Origin of the sequence: Pseudochryseolinea flava, assembly GCF_003286915.1 — a bacterium.
Taxonomy (GTDB): domain Bacteria; phylum Bacteroidota; class Bacteroidia; order Cytophagales; family Cyclobacteriaceae; genus Ohtaekwangia; species Ohtaekwangia flava.
In genome coordinates this window covers 229739-251814 of sequence record NZ_QMFY01000005.1, presented here as the reverse complement: position 1 = coordinate 251814, position 22076 = coordinate 229739, and the positions used below count along the sequence as shown (strand labels likewise).

Here is a 22076-nt window from a genome sequence, read left to right as displayed (position 1 = left end):
GCTATTGATTGATTTTAAAAATAAAAGCTGTCGATGTTCCATACGGTCCACCTTGGGCAGCCGTAAAAAGATAGGTAGGCCTACCGTTGCGAATGAGCAGTTGTGGTCGCTCAAATCTTCCGTACCGCTTTAAATGAGAGGGCGGTTCCGGCTCCGAAACATATTCCTTCAGCGACGCGTAAGCCATCTCTGGATGTGACCACTTCAAGCCGTCTTTCGATTCGAGATACAGACCAACTTCGTGATTGTAAAAACCCATATCGCGCGCAAGCATTTTGAATCGCTTACCTTCACACCATACGAAAGCGTCTTCAAGTTGTTCGTTATTGCCACGTGCCGAAAAATCTAATATTGGGTTATGCGCCGATTTTATATACGGACCTTCAAGCGTTGACGAAATGGCGACGCCGTACTTTCGATTGCCGCGTATGGGCCCCGTTGTGGTCTCATAATCTTTTGTGTTCCATGACTTGTAAAAAAGCCAGTACTTCCCATTGCGTTTTACAAAGGCAGGGTTTGTCGTGCAATGATCATCCCATGCACCAGCATCACCCGGCTGCAACAGCGGTTCATCAGGTCGTTGCCATGGCCCGGCTAACGACGTAGCTGTAGCAAGACCAATTCGTTTTGTATTTGTTTGGCCATTACTATTGCCCATATAAAATAGACAATATTTATCATCGACCTTTTGAATATGTGGATTATGACACGTTGTAGCATCCCATGCATCACCACCGCGCGGCGCAAGAACTGTTTCGACATACTCAAAAGGTTCCTCTGGTGAGTTCGCTACAGCATGTGCAATCTCGCATCCGTTAAGCCATCCGCCCATCTTTCGATCGGCAGTCCACCGTGAATAAAATACGTGGACTTTTCCATCGGGGCCGTCAATAGGACTGTTGCACCACACGTAGCCATCTTTCCATTGCAAATTTCTTCCAATCGGCTCCAACTTTTTTGGATCAAATCGCATGGTGTTCGCGATGGCCATCGCCGCAGGTGTAAGCAAAGTGCTCAACAAAAATGATCTTCTGGATATATGATGACTTTCTAAAAACATGCAATAAAGGATGCAATCGATTGCGCAATATGATAAAAATATTTAACTTGGTTCAAACAACTATCCTGCACTATACCGATTGCGCGTGGTGCCCGCGAGGTTTTACACAACGTACAAGCTTAACATGAACGGAATGAAGGAGACAGAATGCCTGATTGAAATTCGTATCGATAGTGAGTCGCGAATTCCAAAGTATCGTCAAATTATTAACTCGATCATTCAAGACATTGAAGCGGGTATCCTCTCCGTTGGGCAACGTATTCCTTCCATCAACGAAATCAGTGAAGAATATTACCTCTCTAGAGACACGGTCGAAAAAGCCTATAACTTCTTGAAAGAGCAGCAGATTATCATCTCTGCAAAAGGAAAAGGATACTACGTGGCGCGTCATTTATTCCCTTCAAAAGTTCGCGTGCTATTCCTTCTCAACAAACTTAGCTCGTACAAACTTCGCATTTACAATTCGTTCGTCGACAGCCTCGGACAACATGCGCAAGTAGACTTAAATATCTATCACTGCGATCCTAAAATATTTCTGACAACCATCAACGAGAATATTGGACGCTATGATCAATATGTAATCATGCCGCACTTCAAAGATGAACATGATGTACACCAAAGCATAACACCTGAAGTTCTCGAGGCATTGCGAAAAATTCCTGAAGACAAACTCGTCATTCTCGACAACTACCTACCTGACCTGCGCCGAGAAGTAGGTTTCATTTACCAAGATTTTAAAATGGATATCTATGATGCTTTAAGCGAAGGTAAAGACAGACTAAAGCGTTACGAAAAGTTGATTCTCGTTTATCCGCGCAAAACCGTTTATCCATATCCTATCGAAATCCTTCAAGGCTTCAAGAAATTCTGCAATGACCGTGACTTTGATTTCGAGGTGCTTGATGAGATTTATCCGGACATGGACTTGCGCACCAATGACGCATACATCATTATCGAAGAAGCTGATCTCGTGAGTTTGATGAAACAAGTACGCGATAAAAATTTTATCCTCGGTCAGGACATCGGTATCATTTCATACAACGATACACCGCTAAAAGATCTTCTCGGCATTACGGTAATTTCGACTGACTTTCAAGTGATGGGAGAAACCGCTGCTTATATGATTATGAAAAAGAAAAAGGAAATGGTAAAAAATGTATTTAGTCTTATCAATAGACACTCCATCTAGGGCATTTTTTTTAATCCTTCCCATTTGATATTCCATTGGCCATTCTTCGGAAACCCAGGAGCATCATCCGTGCTTCCATCCCAGCCCGCAGCCATCATGGCTACCGCTGCTAGTAGTCCACCATTGCCAGGAAGATAAATACGAAGTCGTTTATCTTGATAGTTGTGACCATTCACCAAGTACGTATTCTTCTGGACATTCATCAGCAACGCATCGATGGCAATATCCGGTTTATTCACACGCGCCGCTGTCATGGCAATTAGGGGATAGTCCCATCCCCAAGTAGTTTCCCATTGCCAACGTTGCATAATATTTTCCAATGTATTGCGCATCACGGCAGTATCAACGCGTGTATTAACAGGCAACATCCCCAAAGCACCGAGTACGGCAGGATGATCGCGACGATATTGATCATCACCGTATGCGTTCGGCGTTGTTGCGTTGGGTAGGTAAAGTCCCTTATCTGCAGATAGTGGCGTTAGTCTTTCGATTATTTTTTTCCAATATGGTTCCTCAGGTAATCCTAGCCGTTTACGCCATTGTTGCGCAGTAGAAAGACCGTAATACCAATACTGAAGTTCAAAAGCGGGATCATCCGTTTCTTTGGCTTTGAAGATTTCTTGTGCAGGAATCAAAGGGTGACAAAGGTGATATGCACCATCGCGTTCCTTCACGAATGAAGCCATGAATGTGGCCGTGTTAAAAACAATGTCTTGATATTTCAACAACGTCTCGCGAGAAGGTTGTGTGCGGTAAAGGAGCTCAGCAAAATATATTGGATGCGGTTGTTGCCAAATGATGAATGCACCAACACTCGACGGACTTTCATCGCCGACAGGATCAGTCATTTTCTGCCAACGCGCGCCATCATACCCTTGCCATTTGGCAGTTGCCTGCGCTTTCGGCAACACCTGTTGATACCACGGCATGCTGCGTTGAAGAAGCGAATCTCTTCCCCACAAACTAAATTGGGCCGCATGCCACCAATGCATTTCCAAATGAAACTTACCAAACCAACTGTTTAACGTGAGCCCTGTTTCCTGCGGTGGCATCGAGCCGGCACAATGAATACGCGTCAAGTATTGAGAAAGAATTACGCGTCGTTCCAGTTCTCTGGCGCGTGGATCCGCGCATTGCGAAAAATCAATAGCCCCACCGTTGGACCAAAATCTTTTCCAATGATGAATACTGCTTTCCGCAGTCTCCGAGTAGTTCGCCCTCGGCCCCACTTGTGTTTTTGAAAAATGGGCCGTGAATTCAAATCGGTTCGCAGTCGCTGGCGAGAGTTCAAAGACATGTTCTCTATTGGAAGATTTGATCGTACCACCCTTCCAATCCACAGTAACAAAATAGGTGGTCGTATCGAGCTGATGTTTAATAACTGCATGCTCACCCTTATTTTCTACCAGTGTGGTGGTGTGCTTATCCGTATTCTCGAAATCATATCCCGGGCATACATGACATTCTTTTCCATAGGGGAATGTCATTTTAATCTTCAGCCGTGACTTTGTGATAAGATCTGATTCAATCTTCACAGCTATCTGATCGAGCGTTTGATGTGAATAAAGTTCTACTTTCACAGGCACACCCTCAACCGTATAAGTAGTTTCTATTTTGCCAGTCCACAAATCAAGCTTTTGAAAAGTGTTTTCCAATTCATGCAGTGCGACTTCATCACCATTCTCTTTTAACAGTACAAGACCGATTAATCCCAAATGCAACCGGTGCGGATTGGCGCGTAGGGATGCCGTTGCGGCACCGGCGCTACCCTGCGAATGTTGGATCGCATACGGTGCCATGGTCCCATCGCAAGATTCGTATTTCACCGCAACATCTTCTACGGTGAACTTATCATGCGGTATGCTGTGCCATCCCCACTGCGTTTGCGTACCTAACGAAACTCCATTTTCATACGCTTTATAATATGTTTGCAATCCACTGATATCAACCGTAAACGCAAATTCGCCATTGCCGACAGACAGTGATCCCAATGTATCCGGTGCATGAAGAACAACATTATTGCGGGAAACTAGCGCAAATCGATCAATCTTATTTGATTGATGCTTTATCGTCGCGCAACACATCACTAACAACGCTTGTGTCGTGAAGAAACAAAGTCTGCTGCAAAACCTTATCGACATATTTTTCATGATCCATCTAAAAGTGACCATTTCCTCAGAAAAATAAAACAGAAATAATTTCGAATACAGGACAGTACGTGAGAGTTTAAGCGCAAACATCCACTACCTTCAGCATCTGAAACGATCATTCCTGAAATGAAGAAAACAGTCGCCTCCATTCTATTGCTTTGTTCACTTAATGTGATTTCCACTGTCGCACAAAAGAAATTTCCTACGCGGGAAAAAACACTCGATGCGATGCGTATTACCAATAAATATTTCATGAATGCATGGCCCGATGTTGGGAAACGAATCGTTACAGAACGATCACGCGCAAGTAACATCTGGACCCGCGGCGTGTACTATGAAGGATTGATGGCCCTGTATGAAATTGATAAGCAACCCGAATACCTCGACTACGCAAAACGTTGGGCAGATTTCCATCAATGGGATTTGCGTGATGGTGAGACCTACACGCGTAATGCAGACAATCAATGTGCTGGTCAAACGTATATTGACATGTACGTGATGGATCCTCAACCATACAAGATTGAAAAAATCAAAGCATCTATCGATAGTATGATGCGTACCGATAAAATTGACGATTGGAGTTGGGTGGATGCCATTCAAATGGCGATGCCAGTTTTTGCACAACTCGGTGTGGTCTATAAAGAGCCTGCATATTGGGAACGCATGTATGAAATGTATATGTACACCCGAAACAAACACGGTGACAATGGCCTCTTCAATACAAAAGACAATTTATGGTGGCGAGATAAAGATTTCGATCCTCCTTACACGGAGCCCAATGGCGAAGATTGTTATTGGTCGCGCGGAAATGGTTGGGTATTCGCCGCGCTCGTACGTGTATTGGATATTGCACCGAAAGACGTTCCACATCGAAAACAATATGAAGATGATTTCAAAGCAATGGCAGAAGCGCTCATTCCTATTCAACGCAAAGATGGTTTCTGGAATGTAAGTCTACACGATCCAACAAATTATGGTGGCAAAGAAACTACGGGTACATCATTGTTCGTGTACGGAATGGCATGGGGGGTGAACAACGGATACCTTGATGCTAAGCGATATGCACCAATTATCATTAAAGCGTGGAATGGAATGCTCAATGATTCCGTTCACCCAAATGGTTTTCTTGGTTATGTACAAGGAACGGGTAAAGAACCAAAAGATGGACAACCCGTCACGCATACATCCATTCCTAATTTTGAAGACTATGGTTTAGGATGTTTTCTTTTAGCAGGAAGAGAAGTTTATCAGATGACAAAATAAAATTCATCACTACTTTTTTGATCATCGATAATAAATAACACGTCATGTAAACGAATTCGCAAACGGGATACTACAGGATAGTTTCACATAGTGAGTCAGGTAACTTTCATTATACACACGCATTGTATTGCGATGTACCCAAAAACCAAACCTGATTCATTATGTATCGAATTTTATCTCCACGAGCGCGATTACTTCAGTGCTTATTCTTTCCCATGTTTATACTGATCTTTCAGTATAGCTTGGCAACTGAAACATCAAGTTATTATCAAGACCGCACCATTACAGGGCGCGTAACCTCTGCTGATGATGGACAAGGATTTCCAGGTGCGAGTATTGCTATCAAAGGAACGGATATCGGAACCATCACGGATGCCGATGGAAACTTCAGTTTGAGAGTGCCCTCATCAGAATCTATTCTTCATGTCAGCGCTATTGGATACGCATCCGTTGAGATGCTGGTCGGAACACAAACAACGATCAACATTGCACTCGAACCAGATATTACTTCCTTGAGCGAAGTAGTGGTAGTCGGTTATGGAACCGTGAAGAAAAGCGATATCACGGGATCGATCGCACGCGTGACGTCAGCGCAAATAGAAGCGATGCCTGTTCAAAATGCATTGCAGGCATTGCAGGGAAGAACGGCTGGTGTAGATATTACTTCGAATACGAGACCTGGTGAGATGGGAACAATTCGTATTCGTGGCACAAGGTCACTTGGAGCAGGTAGCGAACCACTTTATGTCGTAGATGGTATTCCATTGCAATCCGGTGGCATGGATGCATTCAATCCACACGATATTGAATCGATCGAAGTTCTAAAAGACGCTTCAGCTGCAGCGATCTATGGCTCGAGAGCAGCAAATGGTGTGATCCTCGTTACTACAAAAAAAGGAAAGAATGGTGTAGCACAAGTAAATTATGCGGGGTCAGTCTATACAGAAAAAATCAACGATTTGATGGAAATGTTTGACGGTGGGGAGTATGCGGAGTATCGCCGCAATGCATATCGATCTCTAACAAACGCAAGCAAATACACAACGCCATTTCCTAATCCCGTAGATGACAAAAGAATTCTCGGCGCAGATCCGTTTGCATGGGAGTCAATCGCAGCAGGATATACCTGGGAAGACAAATCAACGCTTACCCCAAAGATGCGACCTACAACATCAGAAGAACAAGCGCTGTGGGGTGTGACCGAAGTTCCAATATATGATGGATCTAAAGTTCCTACTACCGATTGGACAGACTATGTAAATCAAACTGGTGTTACACAAGATCACAACCTTAGTGTAAGCATGGGAACAGATCGCATCAGAACATTTTTCTCAGGCGGATACCTGAATCAAAAAGGAACCAGTCAAGGTCAAGACTACAAAAGATATTCCGGGCGGTTAAACTTAGAACTTCGTGCAACGGACTGGCTAACAGTTGGCGCTTCGATGATGGCGAGCTATGGAATTCAAAATTATGGATATGCAGCTGGAGGATCGAGAGGTGCAAGGACAATTTACGAGGCCGCTAAAGGCATGCTGCCTTTCGCAGTGCCTTATGACACAACCGGAAAATACATTTACTATCCCGGTGGCGATATCGGGATCGTCAATCCGATTATGGAAGATGACTATGTGATCAACGAAAGGTCAACCTTAAGAACGATGGGAAGTTTCTTTGCAGAAGCGAAGATCATCGATGGACTAAAGTTCCGGGTGAATTTCGGACCTGACATGAGAAACTACGAGAACGGCCAATTTCAATTTAAAGAATCCGCGCTTCGTGGTGGCGGTGCACCATCATCTACTAACTACGCCAGTTCCTTCAATGAAAAACACATCTCGTGGACATTGGAGAATCTTATGTTCTACGATCGCACCATCAACAATCACAAAATTGGTTTAACACTGTTGCAAAGCTCGTCGATGGAGAATCGAAAAAATTCTTCGATGACTGCAACAAATCTTCCTTATAATACGCAGCTGTGGTATAATCTCGGCTCAACAGCAAGGGGAGCATTGGATGGCTGGGGATCCTCGTATACAAAACGGACGCTCATGTCGTACATGGCGAGAGTCAACTATACTTTCAAGGACAGGTACCTGTTAACCGCTTCGGGTCGCTGGGATGGCGCAAGCGTTTTAGCAGAAGGCAACAAGTGGGATTTCTTTCCTTCGATGGCACTCGCATGGAAAATAAACCAAGAAAATTTTCTTAGCAGTGCATCCTGGTTGAGCGAACTCAAATTGCGTGTAGGGGTGGGCGTTGTGGGTAATCAGTCAATTGAACCCTATACGGTACTCGGTGCGCTTATTCAAGTTCCATATGTATTCGGAAACCTTCCTGCAAATGGATATGTACCGTCGAATCCCAAAGGCGGTTCAGGTGAACAAGGTGGCAGACCAAACCCTACGTTGTCATGGGAGAAAACGAGTACCGTCAATCTTGGTCTTGATTTCGGAATCTTAAACGACCGTATTTATGGCTCACTCGAATACTACGTTACGACGACGAGAGACATGCTCATGAGTCAAACACTTAATCCTGTCGGCGGATACTCTCAACAATCTGTAAACGCTGGTATGACAGAAAATCGTGGCATTGAGCTCACGCTATCCTCAAATAATATTGAGCAAGGTGACTTCCGTTGGAAAACAGATTTCACAATTTCGATTAACAAAGGAAGCATTCTCGAATCATACAACGGCGCCGTAGATGACATTACGCGTTCATGGTTTATTGGCAAGCCACTTCAAGTTTACTACGACTACAAAAAGATCGGCATCTGGCAAATCGCCGATGCCGACGAGATGGCGAAGTTCAATGAAAAAGGCGCAACCTATAAAGCCGGCGACATTCGTGTAGAAGATGTAAACGGCGATTATAAAATCGACCCCAATAACGATCGACAAATTGTCGGCACAGCAGCGCCTAAATGGAATGGCAGCTTGACCAACACATTTTCATATAAAGGTTTCGAACTGTCTGCGTTACTCTACGCACGTTGGGGACAAATCATTGAAGGTGGTGCCGTGGATATGCAAGGTCGATACGCATCACGGAAAGTAGACTACTGGACACCCACTAATCCCACAAACGAATATCCGCGTGCCGATTTTGGAAACGGTGGCGTTCCCGTTCACTTAAGCTCAATGAACTATCAAGACGGATCGTTTGTGAAAGTTCGATACATTGCATTAGGCTACACCGTGCCTGCCGACATCGCCCGACGTGCAAGACTCAACAATGTGCGTGTATATACACAAGTACTTAATCCATTTCTCTATTCTAAAGTAGATTTTCTCGATCCCGATTTTACCATCGGCGGTACCAACCGAAGTGGATTTGCTTTCACCACACGCAGCGTAGTATTTGGTTTGAATGTGGCCTTTTAATCATCGACAATCGAAAACACCATGAAAAAAATATTTTTACTTCTCATCGCAATCCTGCCCTTATCGTGTAAGGATTTTCTGGAAGAAGAAGTTGTAGCAACCCTTACTCAGGATTATTACAAGACTGAAGAAGGCATTGAAGCGTTGACAAACGGTGGCTATGAATCGCTACGCTTCCATCACAACTACGAATGGGCTTATGCGCTCACAAATTATGGAACCGATGAATTTACCAACGGTGGCGGTACTGATTTCGTGATTTGGAATACTTACGTCGCTGCGTTGGATCCCACCAACGGTACAATACTCGCTCCGTTCTTTAGTCAGATGTATGCACAAATTAATACTGCCAACCTCGGCATTAGAATGGTGCCAACGGTAATTCCGGCCGGCGAAAAACAAAACACAAGACTCGGTGAGATGTATTTCTTCCGCGGCTTTAGCTACTTCAACTTGGTCATGCAATTTGGCGGTGTTCCCATTAAGCTGGATCCAGATCCTCAAACTGAATATACACGTTCTTCGGCTGAGGAAGTTTTTCAGCTTGCAATAAGCGATCTCCGCAGAGCACTTGACCTCTTGCCCACCAGCGTTACACAGAATGGTCGTCTCACCAAATATGCCGTACAACACTTTCTGGCGAAAGCATACTTAACGCGCGCGAGTGAACTCAATGCAGCATTCAGCAAAGCAACGGACCTTGACAGCGCTACCTACTTCGCCGATGAAGTCATCCTGAACTCAACGCGAAAGTTAGCAGTAGACTACAACGACCTGTTCCGCTACACCGCTGTGAATGGACCTAATGAACAGAATGCAGAAATTATTCTAGCATCTCAATTCGACAACACACAAAGTCAACTAGGGCGATACGGCAATCAAACACATTTGTATTTTTTATCAATCTATCAAAATCAACCGGGCATGATACGCGACATCCTCAATGGTCGTGAATTCCAACGATTACGTCCTACTGATTACGCACTCGATATCTATGACAGAGCCAACGACTCACGATTCTACAAAAGCTTTAAGACGGCTTACATCGCTAACAATCCAGCATCCTTGCCCAAGTGGGACGCAACCAATGCGCCAACACCGGGCCAAGTAGGGCAATTTAAATTCAACATTGGAGATACATCTTTGATCTACATTGTAAATGCTTTGGATGATGATCGTTTCGATGAAGCGTTTATAAAAAAGCAAGCCGCAACAACAATGGTTCGTACCTTCGAAGGTGGCAATGGCGTAACAACCTCATCATTTGGTTTAAGCATTTTCCCTTCGCTCTCGAAGTACATTGATCCTTTCCGTCAGAGTGTTGCCGATCAAAAAGGAACACGCGATGGAATTCTCGCACGCTTGGGTGAAACATATTTGATTGCGGCCGAGGCTTACGGACGAAAAGGTGAATATGCAAAAGCACTTGAATACCTCAACGCCTTACGAACGCGTGCCGCCTACAAAGCAAATGAAGTAAGAAGCAACATTTATTACATCGCAGAAGATCTACCGTACGGCGAGACGACAAGCACTGAAGCATCAATGCAAGCCACGGAAAATTTCTTCACACCGGGAAGTCCTGAAACCGATTCTGAAATGTATCCACCATCAGCAACAACAAAAGAGTCGATGTTCATTCATTTCATGCTCAATGAACGTTCACGCGAGTTGATGGGTGAGTTACATCGTTGGATGGACCTCTCGAGAACAAAAACACTTGTTGAACGTGCGCAATTGTTTAACGCAGAGGCGAAGCCAAACATCACGGAGAAGCACAACCTCCGCCCAATTCCGCAGGTATATTTCGACACGAATCTAAAAAATGGCCTGCCGCTAACGCCGGAAGAAAAACAAGCGGAACAAAACCCGGGATGGTAGCCTAAACATACCATCACTATTACAGCCCAGGATATTTATTCTGGGCTTTTTTATTTCCGTGAGATGATTAGGATAACGAAAACGCAGCGGTTACTTATACTTTCATAGTGTTCAAAAAAACTTTGCCACAGTCAATCACGTGTACAAATTTCACTTACGTCACTATCGCTGAATTGCAATATCATCAAGTAGCGAATAAAAAAAGGTCGCCACGCTGACGACCTTCAAGAAACCAATCGAAGTTAACCCACTATCAAACCCCTTTGATAGCTGTGTTGAAAATAACGACGCGGTTAATTACAACTGTCCTGCACTATACCGCTACTACAATTCTAATCGCCCAGCGGCTGAAGTAACACAGGTCCGAGCATGCCTGACGTACGCGGCTTCCAATGCGATGCATCAAATAAACCGTGTACACGATTCTCCTCTTTCCGCGCAGGAAAGTTAACGTTGTAAAATTTTTTCCATACTACACCGCGGCGATCGAGATCTGCAATGCGATTTGCCATCAGGTTCGAAACATAAACCTCAAGTGTATTCTGATCAGCCAATAGACTATTATCAATTGCAAGTTGATACGTCGGACCAATGCGTGTCCCGACTCGCTTACCATTTAAAACTACAGACGCACTTTCTTTCACCACACCGAGATCAAGCAGCCATCGATTAGCAATCGTCGAAGGGCGCTGAAATGTTGTTACATATTTTACAGTACCTGAAAACGCTTTATAACCATCGCCACTGAAATCTGTCCATGATGATAAAGTAGACGTTGTGATCTCGGTCGGCAACGAGGGACCTCCTTCTTCAAATGTGATCGTCCAAGGCGTAGCGATCGAAAAGGCTTCTCCATGCTTCCTTGCATAGGGAAACTCTTTTACTGCCGAAGTATTTTCCATTTCCATAATAAAGATGCTTTGACCACGCGTCAATTGAACAAATACCGCTGCGCCATCTTTACCTTCTTTCATTTTTCCTGCGCCCCATTCTCCCGTCATAGCATCTTGCAATAACACCGATGTCGCTACCTTATTCAAGGAGATCCATCCCTCGAATGAGTGCTCCGATTCATTCACCACAAAGTAGACTGACTGCTGCGTACTATTTTTTTTCCGTTCGAAACGAATTCCGTCATCAACCATCGTCTCGCGCTTAACATTTGCTTTAGTCAACATCGACTCTAGTTCATCACCGCGGAACACCTTTGCGTCGGTAATCATTTTTGATTTTGTTTCTTCAAATGCCTTTTGATTTTTTACCAAATCAGCGTATCCAGAAACTTTCTCTGGAAATCCGTCTGCTACAATAACTGTTGCTCCTTTTGATGCTAAAGTTCTCAGCGCGATCAGGGTCTTTTGAGGAATATATTTGCATTTCGGAACGACAATCGTTTGATAGATTGCACCACCTTCTGTTTTAATTTTTCCTTTCTCAACTGTTGAATTCGTCAATTGACTATCTGAAATAAAGTCAAAAGTATATCCACGCTCATGCATTACCGTGGCGCACTTTTCGAATGACGTATTTTGAAATTGTTTACCAAGTCCATCGAAGTGCTCGATCATCTCTGGACCATGCACCGAGAAGCGATCATAGATCGGCATATAAAGCAACACATCGTGATCTGCGGTTGTCGACTGCAAAATCGACTGACTTCTTGCAATGTAGCTGTTGAGCGTTCCGAAATCTTTCCAAAGCGGATTTCTTGGATTCAAGTGCACAGCAGCATAGAACAACCAACCTGGCCATGGCTCGTCTTGTGGCGAGTAACATGTACCGTGATAAAAAACATGGTTTACACCATTCAGTAGAAATAAATCAATCGCACTTTTTATGTCGGATAAGTTAGACTCGAAATGTTCATTCAACCATGTTGCCGATTCGGAAGACACCAACTTCTTGCCCATGACGTTACCCGATGACGAGGCCATCTTAATGCGCAACGGTTCAGTCCCTTCTATCTCAGGAATATCAACAACGCCATACAAGTCCAAAATGTTTGCAGGCGAGCCATGCGCTTGATTCCGAACGATAGCTTTTTTTTCATGCGCCCACGTTTTCCACTGCTGAGTGAAATTTCTAAGTACAAGTTCTGCAATCGTTTCGCGATAATCACAGAGAATCCTTTCATTCTTTTCAACATTCACGTCGCGATTGAACAATGCCGGCAGATGATCGCGAAGGTCGTAACCGTGTTTGGTTTTAAATGCCTCGAACAAAGTCGGTGTCCAGTCCGCTGCTCCTTTTGCATCGTCAACTTCATAAGAGTCGTTGAAAAAAGCACGCAGTGAATTGATATCGTGACCATGCATAGCACTATCAAAATGTGCGAGATAATTTTTAAGAGCTTCCTGCGAAAAATGGTCGATTACATTTCCCTCGCCACCAGGTCCAGCGCGCTCAACGAGTTTTCCGTGCGAGCCTTCGAATACGGCATAGATCTTCCACTTCCCTTTCGGTGCCACCCATTGCAAACTACCATCGTGACCTACCTTCTTGATCAAATCAACAACCGTATTTTTTTCGTCGTAAGCATGAAGCGCGACCAACTTCAGCGGCCTTGCAAATCTTACTTGATCTATTGCGAGCGCCTGGAGATTTCTATTTGATTCTATGGGGTGTTGTAAATTCTCTAACGTCGCAGTGGGCAACTTTACGCGCGTCGACTCATCTTGCACGCTACCTTCGTACAGTTGATTTCCGACGATACGCAAGTATGGAGGTTGTGTGAATCTAATCTTATCTTTGAGCGACTCACCACCATACAATTCGTACACGCTGTATTCTATCGTCTTACACGCATCCGATTCCTTCACCCATGGTCCACCAAATGGCCAACCTGTTCCTGTGGCCATGTCTATTCCAAGATCCAATCGTTCTGCCTCTCGCAACGTATGAACAAGCAAATCCATCCACTGCGGCGACAAATAATTTACAAATCTATCTTCCGTACCAAAAACACCGTAGATGGGCGTTATCTCCAAGCCACCAAGGCCAGCACGTTTAAATGCTTCGAGCTCTGCCGTAATACCTTCCTTTGTTACCGCGCTTCCATGCCACCACCATCGCGACCACGGTTTATGCTCACGTGATATTGTGGACCATGCAGGCTGTGATAATACTTCGTGTTGAAGTCCGAATACCGAAATACTGCACAATGCAAAAAATAAATACTGTAAAAAATATCGCTTCATATCACAAGATCAATTCAAGTTTACTCAATATCAGTTCGAAAGGGTGATGCCGGCAGCCCCGCGTCATTGAAAAGATTTGCCTGCGGATTTTTCGCCCAAGCATAACGCACGGCAACAGGTCTCGCTATGGTTGAACTTGACACAACAATCGTCTTCCCTTCGATACGCGCATCAGCCCAAACGAATTTACCATCCTGCCCAGCAATCGCAAAACCTTTAAGGATATCCCCTTTTATCACCAACGACTTCCCAACATGATTAAAGGATATTCTAATCGCATTATTTTCGATAACCATGCTGCTATATAGCGGGCCGGAAAATTGATTCTTCTCACCATATACTTTTGCGCGCGCCAGTAAGGCCAATCGCTTTCCAATCTCTTGTTTATTTTTCGGATGAATATCATTCGGATCTCCAGGGTTCGCATTATCGATCGCCACCACCATACCGGTATTGGCAATCGACAAATTCTTCAATTGCATTTCCCTTACCACAACCATCGGATCATCTTTCACGGGTTGATCTATCAACGCTTGATGATTCGCCAATTGCACATATAAGAAAGGGAAATCCCCTTGACGCCAAGCCACGCGCCAATTCTCAATCAACGCTTGCATCAGTTTATCATAAATTTTCGCCGTCGGTCCATTCGATTCTCCCTGATACCAAATAGCACCTTTGATGGCAAATGGAATCAACGGAGCTACCATACCGTTAAATAAAACGGCAGGACTATGTTGATCTTTTTTCGGATCAGGGTTCTTTGGTTCGCGCGGTTTATCTTTTCCTGCAGCTATCGCAGCGATTGATTCAGTCTTCCACTTCTCATAAGCAGATTTGTATTTCTCTTGTGCGTATTTACTCGTGTCATAAGCGTTGCATTTTGCTGCATATTCTTCAAGAAGGAATTTCAACTGAGGATGTGATTGTAACTTTTCATTGCTCGTCCATGCTTCCGCTGTACTAGCGCCGTACGCGCTCGTGATCAAGCCGATTGGAATTTTATATCGATTATACAATTCGCGAGCAAAGAAAAATGCTGTGGCAGAAAAATGACCCACGGTGTTTGGTGAACATATCTCCCACGAGCTTATCACATTTGCTTGCAACGTGTCGGTCGGGTGAAAGGGAACATCGAACACACGAATCAATGGATAGTTGGCAGTGGCAACTTCTTGTGCTTCGTTAAAGACGCCACACCAATAACGATCTTCGCGCGCTACTGTCATATCCATGTTGGACTGTCCAGAGCAAAGCCACACATCGCCAATGTATACATCGCGAAATACAACGGTAGTACTACCGTTCACATTCAACGAAAATGGACCTCCTGCTTTCATCGCTGGCAAATTCATTTCCCAACGACCATCCTCGCGTGTTACCGTAGACTGTTTCTGTTTGTTGAAGTTCACCGTGATCTGCTCTCCTGGTTGGCTCCATCCCCAAATAGGTACAGGCATACCGCGCTGTAGCACCATGTGATCGCCAAATACACCCGCGACTTTAACCTGACCGAAAGCGTGTGTCGTGAAAACGAGTAGCAACGCGATAAGCGAATAGCAGACTGAATTTATTAAATTACCCTTCATTGATGTTACCTAGCACTTTTTTGAAAGGTACTTACGATTACAGCCCGGAGTGTCCTGTACTATCCGTTAAGATTTTTGTTTTGCGGAGAAAAAAGTGGCGCTAAGCATGACAGTACATGACAGGTAAACATCGGTTGATTGGTAACATTGTTTCAGAAGATCATGGTCGAATTTAAATTCTAAGCATGGGCGTAATTCTGGGCGTACTGTTTCACTTTCTTGGAGGCTTTGCCTCAGGTAGTTTTTACATTCCTTACAAAAAGGTGAAGGACTGGTCATGGGAAAGCTATTGGATTATCGGTGGTCTTTTCTCTTGGCTTATTGTTCCTCCCATCGCAGCGTGGCTAACGATTCCGGGGTTCGCTGAAATCATTCGCAATGCGGATACCACCATGTTAGGTGTTACGTTTTTGATGGGTATCCTCTGGGGCATCGGTGGTTTAACGTATGGGCTAGGCATTCGCTATCTGGGAATGTCTCTCGGTAATTCTGTGATACTCGGATATTGTGCCGCCTTTGGCGCGCTCATACCAACGATCTACTACAATTATTTTCCAGCAGCCGGTAAGATTTCTTTTTCACAGATGATCGCAAGCGACGGCGGCCAGTTGGTATTACTGGGTGTTGCCGTCTGCATTTTAGGCATTATTATTTGTGGGCGCGCTGGCGTTCTAAAAGAAAAGGATTTACCCGAAGAGCAGCGTAAACAAAGTATTGCAGAATTTAATCTTACAAAAGGACTTGTTGTCGCTACGGTATCCGGAATATTAAGCGCGTGTTTCAATTTTGGCATTGAAGCGGGAAAGCCATTAGCAGAAGAAGCTGTGCGTCAAGGTTACAATCCGTTGTTTCAAAATAACGTGACGTATGTTGTGTTGCTTTGGGGAGGACTCACAACAAATTTCATTTGGTGTATGATTCTCAATGCACGTAATAAAACTTTCGGTGACTACACCAATAAAAAATCACCATTGCTATCAAACTATTTTTTCGCAGCCATCGCGGGGACGACGTGGTTCTTGCAATTTTTCTTTTACGGCATGGGCGAAAGTAAACTCGGCAATGGTGCGAGCTCTTGGATATTACACATGGCATTCATCATTCTGATTTCTAACGTATGGGGAATCGCATTGAAAGAATGGAAAGGTGTTCAAAGCAAAACACGTATCACGATCTTTATCGGGATTCTCACCATACTCGCGTCGGTCATTATCGTCGGATATGGAAACGCATTACCACAGCATTAGCACAAATTATTAATACATTACGTATGTCAACGACAACTCAAACACAATTCAAACACGTCAGTTACTTGTGGGACGAAAAGAAGGCAGCAACACTGAATGGTGATGAAGTGGAACTTCTGATTTACCGCTCCAACTTACTTGGCGCAGATCTGCGGTTGACAAACTATGGCGGAGGAAACACATCGTGTAAAGCGATGGCAAAAGATCCGCTTACCGGAAAGGATACAGAAATCATGTGGGTGAAAGGATCCGGCGGCGACATCGGCACCATGAAGCGCAATGGACTCGCAGCACTTTATGTCGATCGACTACGGGCATTAAAAAACATCTATAGAGGCGTTGCATTCGAAGATGAAATGGTTGAACTTTTTAATCATTGTATCTATGATCTCGCTTCAAAAGCGCCCTCCATCGACACACCGCTGCACGCATTTCTTCCATTCAAACACGTTGATCACTTACATCCCGATGCTGCAATCGCCATCGCTGCTGCAAAAGACGGCAAGAAAATAACACAAGAGCTTTTTAACGGCACCATCGGTTGGGTTGATTGGCAACGTCCGGGCTTCGATCTTGGTTTAAAACTCAAACAATGTCTCGATGAAAACCCGGGCATTCGCGGCATCATGCTAGGATCTCACGGACTGTTCACATGGGGCCACACGGCATACGAATGTTACATCAACACACTCGAAGTAGTTGAACGCTGTGCTACCTATCTTTCAGAAAACTTTGGAAAAAGAGCACCCGTTTTTGGCGGCGCTAAATTGAATAGTCTCGATAAATCTACACGCATTGCACAAGCAGCATCGCTCGCGCCAATATTGCGTGGGTTCTGCTCGAGTCAAACACGCATGGTGGGTCACTTCACCGACGATGAACGCGTGTTGGAATTTATAAACTCCAAAGACCTCGACAAACTTGCGCCGATGGGTACCAGTTGCCCTGACCACTTCCTAAGAACGAAAATAAGTCCACTCGTTCTTGCGTTGAAACCGGAAGAAAATTTGAATGACATCAAAAGTGTTAAAGAGAAACTCTTGCCAGCGTTCGAATCGTATCGCTCCATGTATCGGGCATACTACGACAAGTGTAAGCATCCCAACAGCCCGGCTATCCGCGATGCGAATCCTGTTGTGATTCTTTACCCTGGCGTGGGCATGTTCACTTTCGCCAAAGACAAACAAACCGCGCGCGTTGCAGCAGAGTTTTACATCAACGCGATCAATGTGATGAAAGGTGCCGAGGCAATTTCATCTTATACATCACTTCCACATCAAGAAGCATTCAATATCGAATACTGGTTATTGGAAGAAGCCAAGCTTCAGCGTATGCCAAAGCCGAAATCACTTTCTGGAAAAATTGCTTTGATCACCGGAAGTGCAGGTGGCATCGGAAAGGCTATTGCTAAAAAATTTGCAGACGAAGGCGCGTGTGTCGTATTGAGCGATAATGATGAGACACGTTTACACGACGCAGGTGAAGAATTCAAGAAACAATATGGCAGAGATACGTATGCGCAAGCGTTTCTCGATGTTACCAAATCTGATAGCATTGGGGATGCGATGACAACGGCCTCACTCGCTTTCGGTGGTGTCGATATTATTGTAAACAACGCTGGTCTTTCTATTTCGAAACCCTTGGAAGATCACACCGAAAAAGATTGGGACATTCTGTACGACGTATTGGTGAAGGGACAATTCCTCACAACGCAAGCTGGCGTTGGTGTGATGCGTAAGCAAGCATTGGGCGGTGATGTAATCAACATTGTAAGTAAAAATGCGCTTGTGTCTGGTCCGAATAACGCCGGCTATGGCTCAGCAAAAGCAGCACAATTACACCTCAGTCGTCTCAACGCTGCTGAGCTGGGCGCTGATAAAATTAGAGTCAATGTCGTTAACCCTGACGCCGTAATTGCCGATAGTAAAATCTGGTCAAGTGGCTGGGCTGAAGGTAGAGCAAAGGCCTACGGCGTGAGTGTTGCTGACCTCCCCGCGTATTACGCAAAGCGTACATTACTGAATGAAATCATCTTACCGGAAGATATCGCGCAAGCGTGTTTCGTCTTCGTGGGCGGCGCACTTAATAAATCGACAGGCAATGTACTGAACGTCGATGGTGGTGTTGGCATGGCATTCACACGATAACTTCACTAAATTCCACAGATGAAACGTGTAGCCTTCAAAATGAAACTTTTTCCTGGAAAGATTCAGGAGTACAAAAAACGCCACGATGAAATCTGGCCAGAATTGAAAGAACTCCTTCGTACAACCGGAATTCGAGAATACTCCATTTTCCTGGATGAGCAGACTCTGAGTCTCTTCGGCGTTCTCAAAATTTCAAAGGAAGAAGCACTCAACGACTTACCGAAGCATCCTGTCATGAAAAAATGGTGGCATCACATGAAAGATATCATGGAGACAAACGAAGATGAAAGTCCGTTAAGCTTGCCTTTAAAAGAAGTTTTCCACTTACCGTAACGCTATTATGAAACTCGAGAAATATCAGATTGAAGAACACAATCACGCACACCGTTCAACACATCAACAACGGATAGACTATGTGCGTAGCTGGGTCAGCAATAGCGACCACATCATCGAAAAGCTGATTGAGTTTCAAATTGCTATCCCAAGTTGGGCGCTGGGTACCGGTGGAACACGCTTTGGTCGATTCGCGGGAGCCGGTGAACCGAGAAGTCTTGAAGAGAAAATCGAAGACATCGGTTTACTCCATTCATTGAACAAATCGAGTGGTGCTGTATCACTTCACATCCCTTGGGATATTCCCAAAAATCCCAAAGCGATTAAGGCATTGGCGGCGCAACTCGACATTAAATTCGATGCCGTTAATTCCAACACATTTCAAGACCAAAAGGGCCAACAGCACAGCTATAAATTCGGATCACTTCAGCATGTAGACAAAACCACAAGAGATCAGGCTATCGAACATAACCTCGAAGTGATTCACTACGGAAAAGAATTGGGGTCATCTTCAATAACGGTGTGGCTATCCGACGGATCATCCTTTCCGGGGCAACTAAACTTTAGAAAGGCGTTTGAAAATACTTTAGACGGCCTTCAAAAAATATACGGCGCACTTCCGGATGATTGGAAAATGTTTGTCGAGTACAAGGCCTTCGAACCCAATTTCTATTCGATGACCGTGGGCGATTGGGGACAATCATTATTATATGCTTCTAAACTCGGGCCGAAAGCCTACACGCTCGTAGACCTCGGACATCACCTGCCAAATGCCAACATCGAACAAATTGTTTCGCTGCTACTCATGGAAGGCAAGCTGGGTGGATTTCATTTCAACGACTCAAAGTATGGTGATGATGATCTGACGGTAGGCAGTATCAATCCTTATCAATTGTTTTTGATTTTCAACGAGCTCGTGGAAGGTATGGACGCGCGACACATGAACCACGCCACAGGACTTGGTTGGATGATCGATGCTTCTCACAATGTGAAGGACCCGTTGGAAGATTTACTTCAATCCGTCGAGGCAATCATGATCGCGTATGCACAAGCGCTACTGATAGACCAAAAAGCCTTGGAGTATGCGCGTCAAAAAAATGATGTCGCTTTAGCGCAAGAAATTCTTCAGGTTGCTTATCGCACAGATGTACGTCCATTGGTAGCGGAAGCTCGTCTACGTTCAGGCGCAGCATTACAGCCTTTGGAATTATTCAGAACACTGAAGGTACGCGAACACTTGATCAAAGAGCGCGGCACACAAACTGTTGCTACAGGCCTTTAACTACAAGCTGTATGGCAAAACCTGTCATTGCAATATTTGATATCGGAAAAACCAACAAGAAACTTTTTCTTTTTGATGAGCGCTACAATATCGTTCTTGAGCAATCTACGCAAATTGAAGAAATCATTGACGATGACGGTGATTCTTGCGAAGATCTGCATGCGCTAACAAAATGGGTACTCGCGTCATTTCAGGAAGCCAATAATAGTCCTTCATTCGACATCAAGGCGATAAACGTATCCACATACGGCGCGAGTTTCGTTCACCTTGGCTATGACGAAAAACCGGTGACCGATTTATACAACTACTTAAAGCCATTTCCAGAATCGCTAAAAAGGAAATTTTACTCAGACTACGGTGGTGAGTCGGTATTTTCGATGTTCACAGCATCACCTGTGTTAGGAAATCTTAATTCAGGTATGCAGTTGTATTGGTTAAAGCATGCGAAGTCCGCGTTATTCAAAAAGATCAACGTAAGCCTTCACCTCCCGCAATACATTGCCTCGTTGTTTAGTAAACGGTATTACAGCGACATCACAAGTATTGGATGCCACACAAACCTTTGGAACTTCGCGCAGAACAGTTATCATGATTGGTCAGAGAAAGAAGGTATTCGCGAAAAGCTTGCGCCAATGAAAGCAGGTGACGCTGTTGTTCCTTCGAGCAACGAAGAAAATATGTTGTGTGGTATTGGTCTACACGACAGCTCCGCTGCGCTCATCCCTTATTTAGTAAGTTTCAATGAGCCATTTTTACTACTATCTACCGGCACCTGGTGTATTAGTCTAAATCCATTCACCGACGACCCGCTCACCGTAGAGGAGTTAGAGAAAGGATGTCTTTGTTATCTAACTTACAAAGGGAATCCGGTAAAAGCGTCACGACTTTTTTCTGGATATGAACACGAGAAGCAAATCAACAGGTTAGCGGATCACTTTCAGAAACCAAAAGATCATTATGAAAGCATCGGATACAACGCAACGCTAGTAGCATATCCCGGAAACTATTTCGAACAGCACGACCTTTCCGTGTATGAGACTTATGAATTAGCATACACGCAGTTAATCAAAGCGCTGGTTGATGATCAAGTGACCTCAACGAAACTTGTATTGAACAACATGCAGGTGAAGCGAATTTTCGTCGATGGAGGTTTCAGCAAGAATGCAATCTTCATGAACCTTTTGGCAAAGGCATTTCCAAGCATCGAGGTTTACGCTGCTGCGATGGCGCAAGCAAGTGCATTAGGTGCTGCCATGGCCATTCATCAACACTGGAATAAACAGCCACTCGAGTCAGATGTCATTGCGCTTCGATACTACACCGGGGCAAGCTCGATGGTGAGCTGA

At 44.5% G+C, this 22076-nt stretch carries 13 protein-coding genes; 9 read left to right on the top strand and 4 right to left on the bottom strand.

Annotated elements, in window-relative coordinates:
- Position 1: 1 nt before the first annotated feature.
- A complete protein-coding gene (locus DQQ10_RS12190; RefSeq protein WP_245970388.1) occupies positions 2-1060 on the bottom strand; it encodes a glycoside hydrolase family protein in 1059 nt (352 codons plus the stop codon).
- Between the two features lie 133 nt (positions 1061-1193).
- On the opposite strand from DQQ10_RS12190, the gene DQQ10_RS12185 reads away from it, so the two are divergent.
- Complete coding sequence (locus DQQ10_RS12185) at positions 1194-2249, top strand: GntR family transcriptional regulator (protein ID WP_112747278.1); 1056 nt, start codon at positions 1194-1196, stop codon at positions 2247-2249.
- On the opposite strand, the gene DQQ10_RS12180 is transcribed toward DQQ10_RS12185, so the two are convergent.
- Entirely contained in the window at positions 2246-4390 is a 2145-nt protein-coding gene (locus tag DQQ10_RS12180) for a hypothetical protein (protein WP_245970386.1), read from the bottom strand. The genes DQQ10_RS12185 and DQQ10_RS12180 overlap by 4 nt on opposite strands.
- 135 nt (positions 4391-4525) lie before the next feature.
- Between DQQ10_RS12180 and DQQ10_RS12175 the strand changes: the two genes are divergently transcribed.
- From DQQ10_RS12175 to DQQ10_RS12165, 3 genes are all read left to right on the top strand, one after another.
- Positions 4526-5662 carry a glycoside hydrolase family 88/105 protein gene (locus DQQ10_RS12175; protein ID WP_112747148.1) on the top strand — a complete coding sequence of 379 codons (1137 nt, stop codon included), beginning with the start codon at positions 4526-4528 and terminating at the stop codon, positions 5660-5662.
- Between the two features lie 161 nt (positions 5663-5823).
- Positions 5824-9054: a SusC/RagA family TonB-linked outer membrane protein gene (locus tag DQQ10_RS12170; protein WP_112747147.1), complete on the top strand. Its 3231-nt coding sequence runs from the start codon at positions 5824-5826 to the stop codon at positions 9052-9054.
- A 21-nt stretch (positions 9055-9075) separates the two neighbouring features.
- On the top strand, positions 9076-10935 hold the full coding sequence (locus tag DQQ10_RS12165) for a RagB/SusD family nutrient uptake outer membrane protein (protein ID WP_112747146.1): 1860 nt from the start codon (positions 9076-9078) through the stop codon (positions 10933-10935).
- Positions 10936-11267: 332 nt separating this feature from the next.
- Here the strand turns inward: DQQ10_RS12165 and DQQ10_RS12160 are convergent, their stop codons facing one another.
- Positions 11268-14132, bottom strand: coding sequence for a glycosyl hydrolase (locus DQQ10_RS12160; RefSeq protein WP_112747145.1), 2865 nt, complete (start codon positions 14130-14132; stop codon positions 11268-11270).
- 20 nt (positions 14133-14152) lie between these two features.
- A complete protein-coding gene (locus DQQ10_RS12155; protein ID WP_112747144.1) occupies positions 14153-15721 on the bottom strand; it encodes a sialate O-acetylesterase in 1569 nt (522 codons plus the stop codon).
- A 185-nt stretch (positions 15722-15906) separates the two neighbouring features.
- Here DQQ10_RS12155 and rhaT point away from each other — a divergent pair, with 185 nt between their 5' ends.
- The 5 genes from rhaT to DQQ10_RS12130 are packed head-to-tail and all read left to right on the top strand — an operon-like array spanning position 15907 to position 22076.
- Positions 15907-16968 carry an L-rhamnose/proton symporter RhaT gene (gene rhaT / locus DQQ10_RS12150; RefSeq protein WP_112747143.1) on the top strand — a complete coding sequence of 354 codons (1062 nt, stop codon included), beginning with the start codon at positions 15907-15909 and terminating at the stop codon, positions 16966-16968.
- Between the two features lie 23 nt (positions 16969-16991).
- A complete protein-coding gene (locus tag DQQ10_RS12145) occupies positions 16992-19115 on the top strand; it encodes a bifunctional aldolase/short-chain dehydrogenase (RefSeq protein WP_112747142.1) in 2124 nt (707 codons plus the stop codon).
- 18 nt (positions 19116-19133) lie between these two features.
- Positions 19134-19448 (top strand): L-rhamnose mutarotase, encoded by a 315-nt coding sequence (gene rhaM / locus DQQ10_RS12140; protein ID WP_112747141.1) that lies wholly within the window; start codon positions 19134-19136, stop codon positions 19446-19448.
- Between the two features lie 7 nt (positions 19449-19455).
- Positions 19456-20730: a sugar isomerase gene (locus DQQ10_RS12135; RefSeq protein ID WP_112747140.1), complete on the top strand. Its 1275-nt coding sequence runs from the start codon at positions 19456-19458 to the stop codon at positions 20728-20730.
- Positions 20731-20741: 11 nt separating this feature from the next.
- On the top strand, positions 20742-22076 hold the full coding sequence (locus DQQ10_RS12130) for an FGGY-family carbohydrate kinase (protein WP_112747139.1): 1335 nt from the start codon (positions 20742-20744) through the stop codon (positions 22074-22076).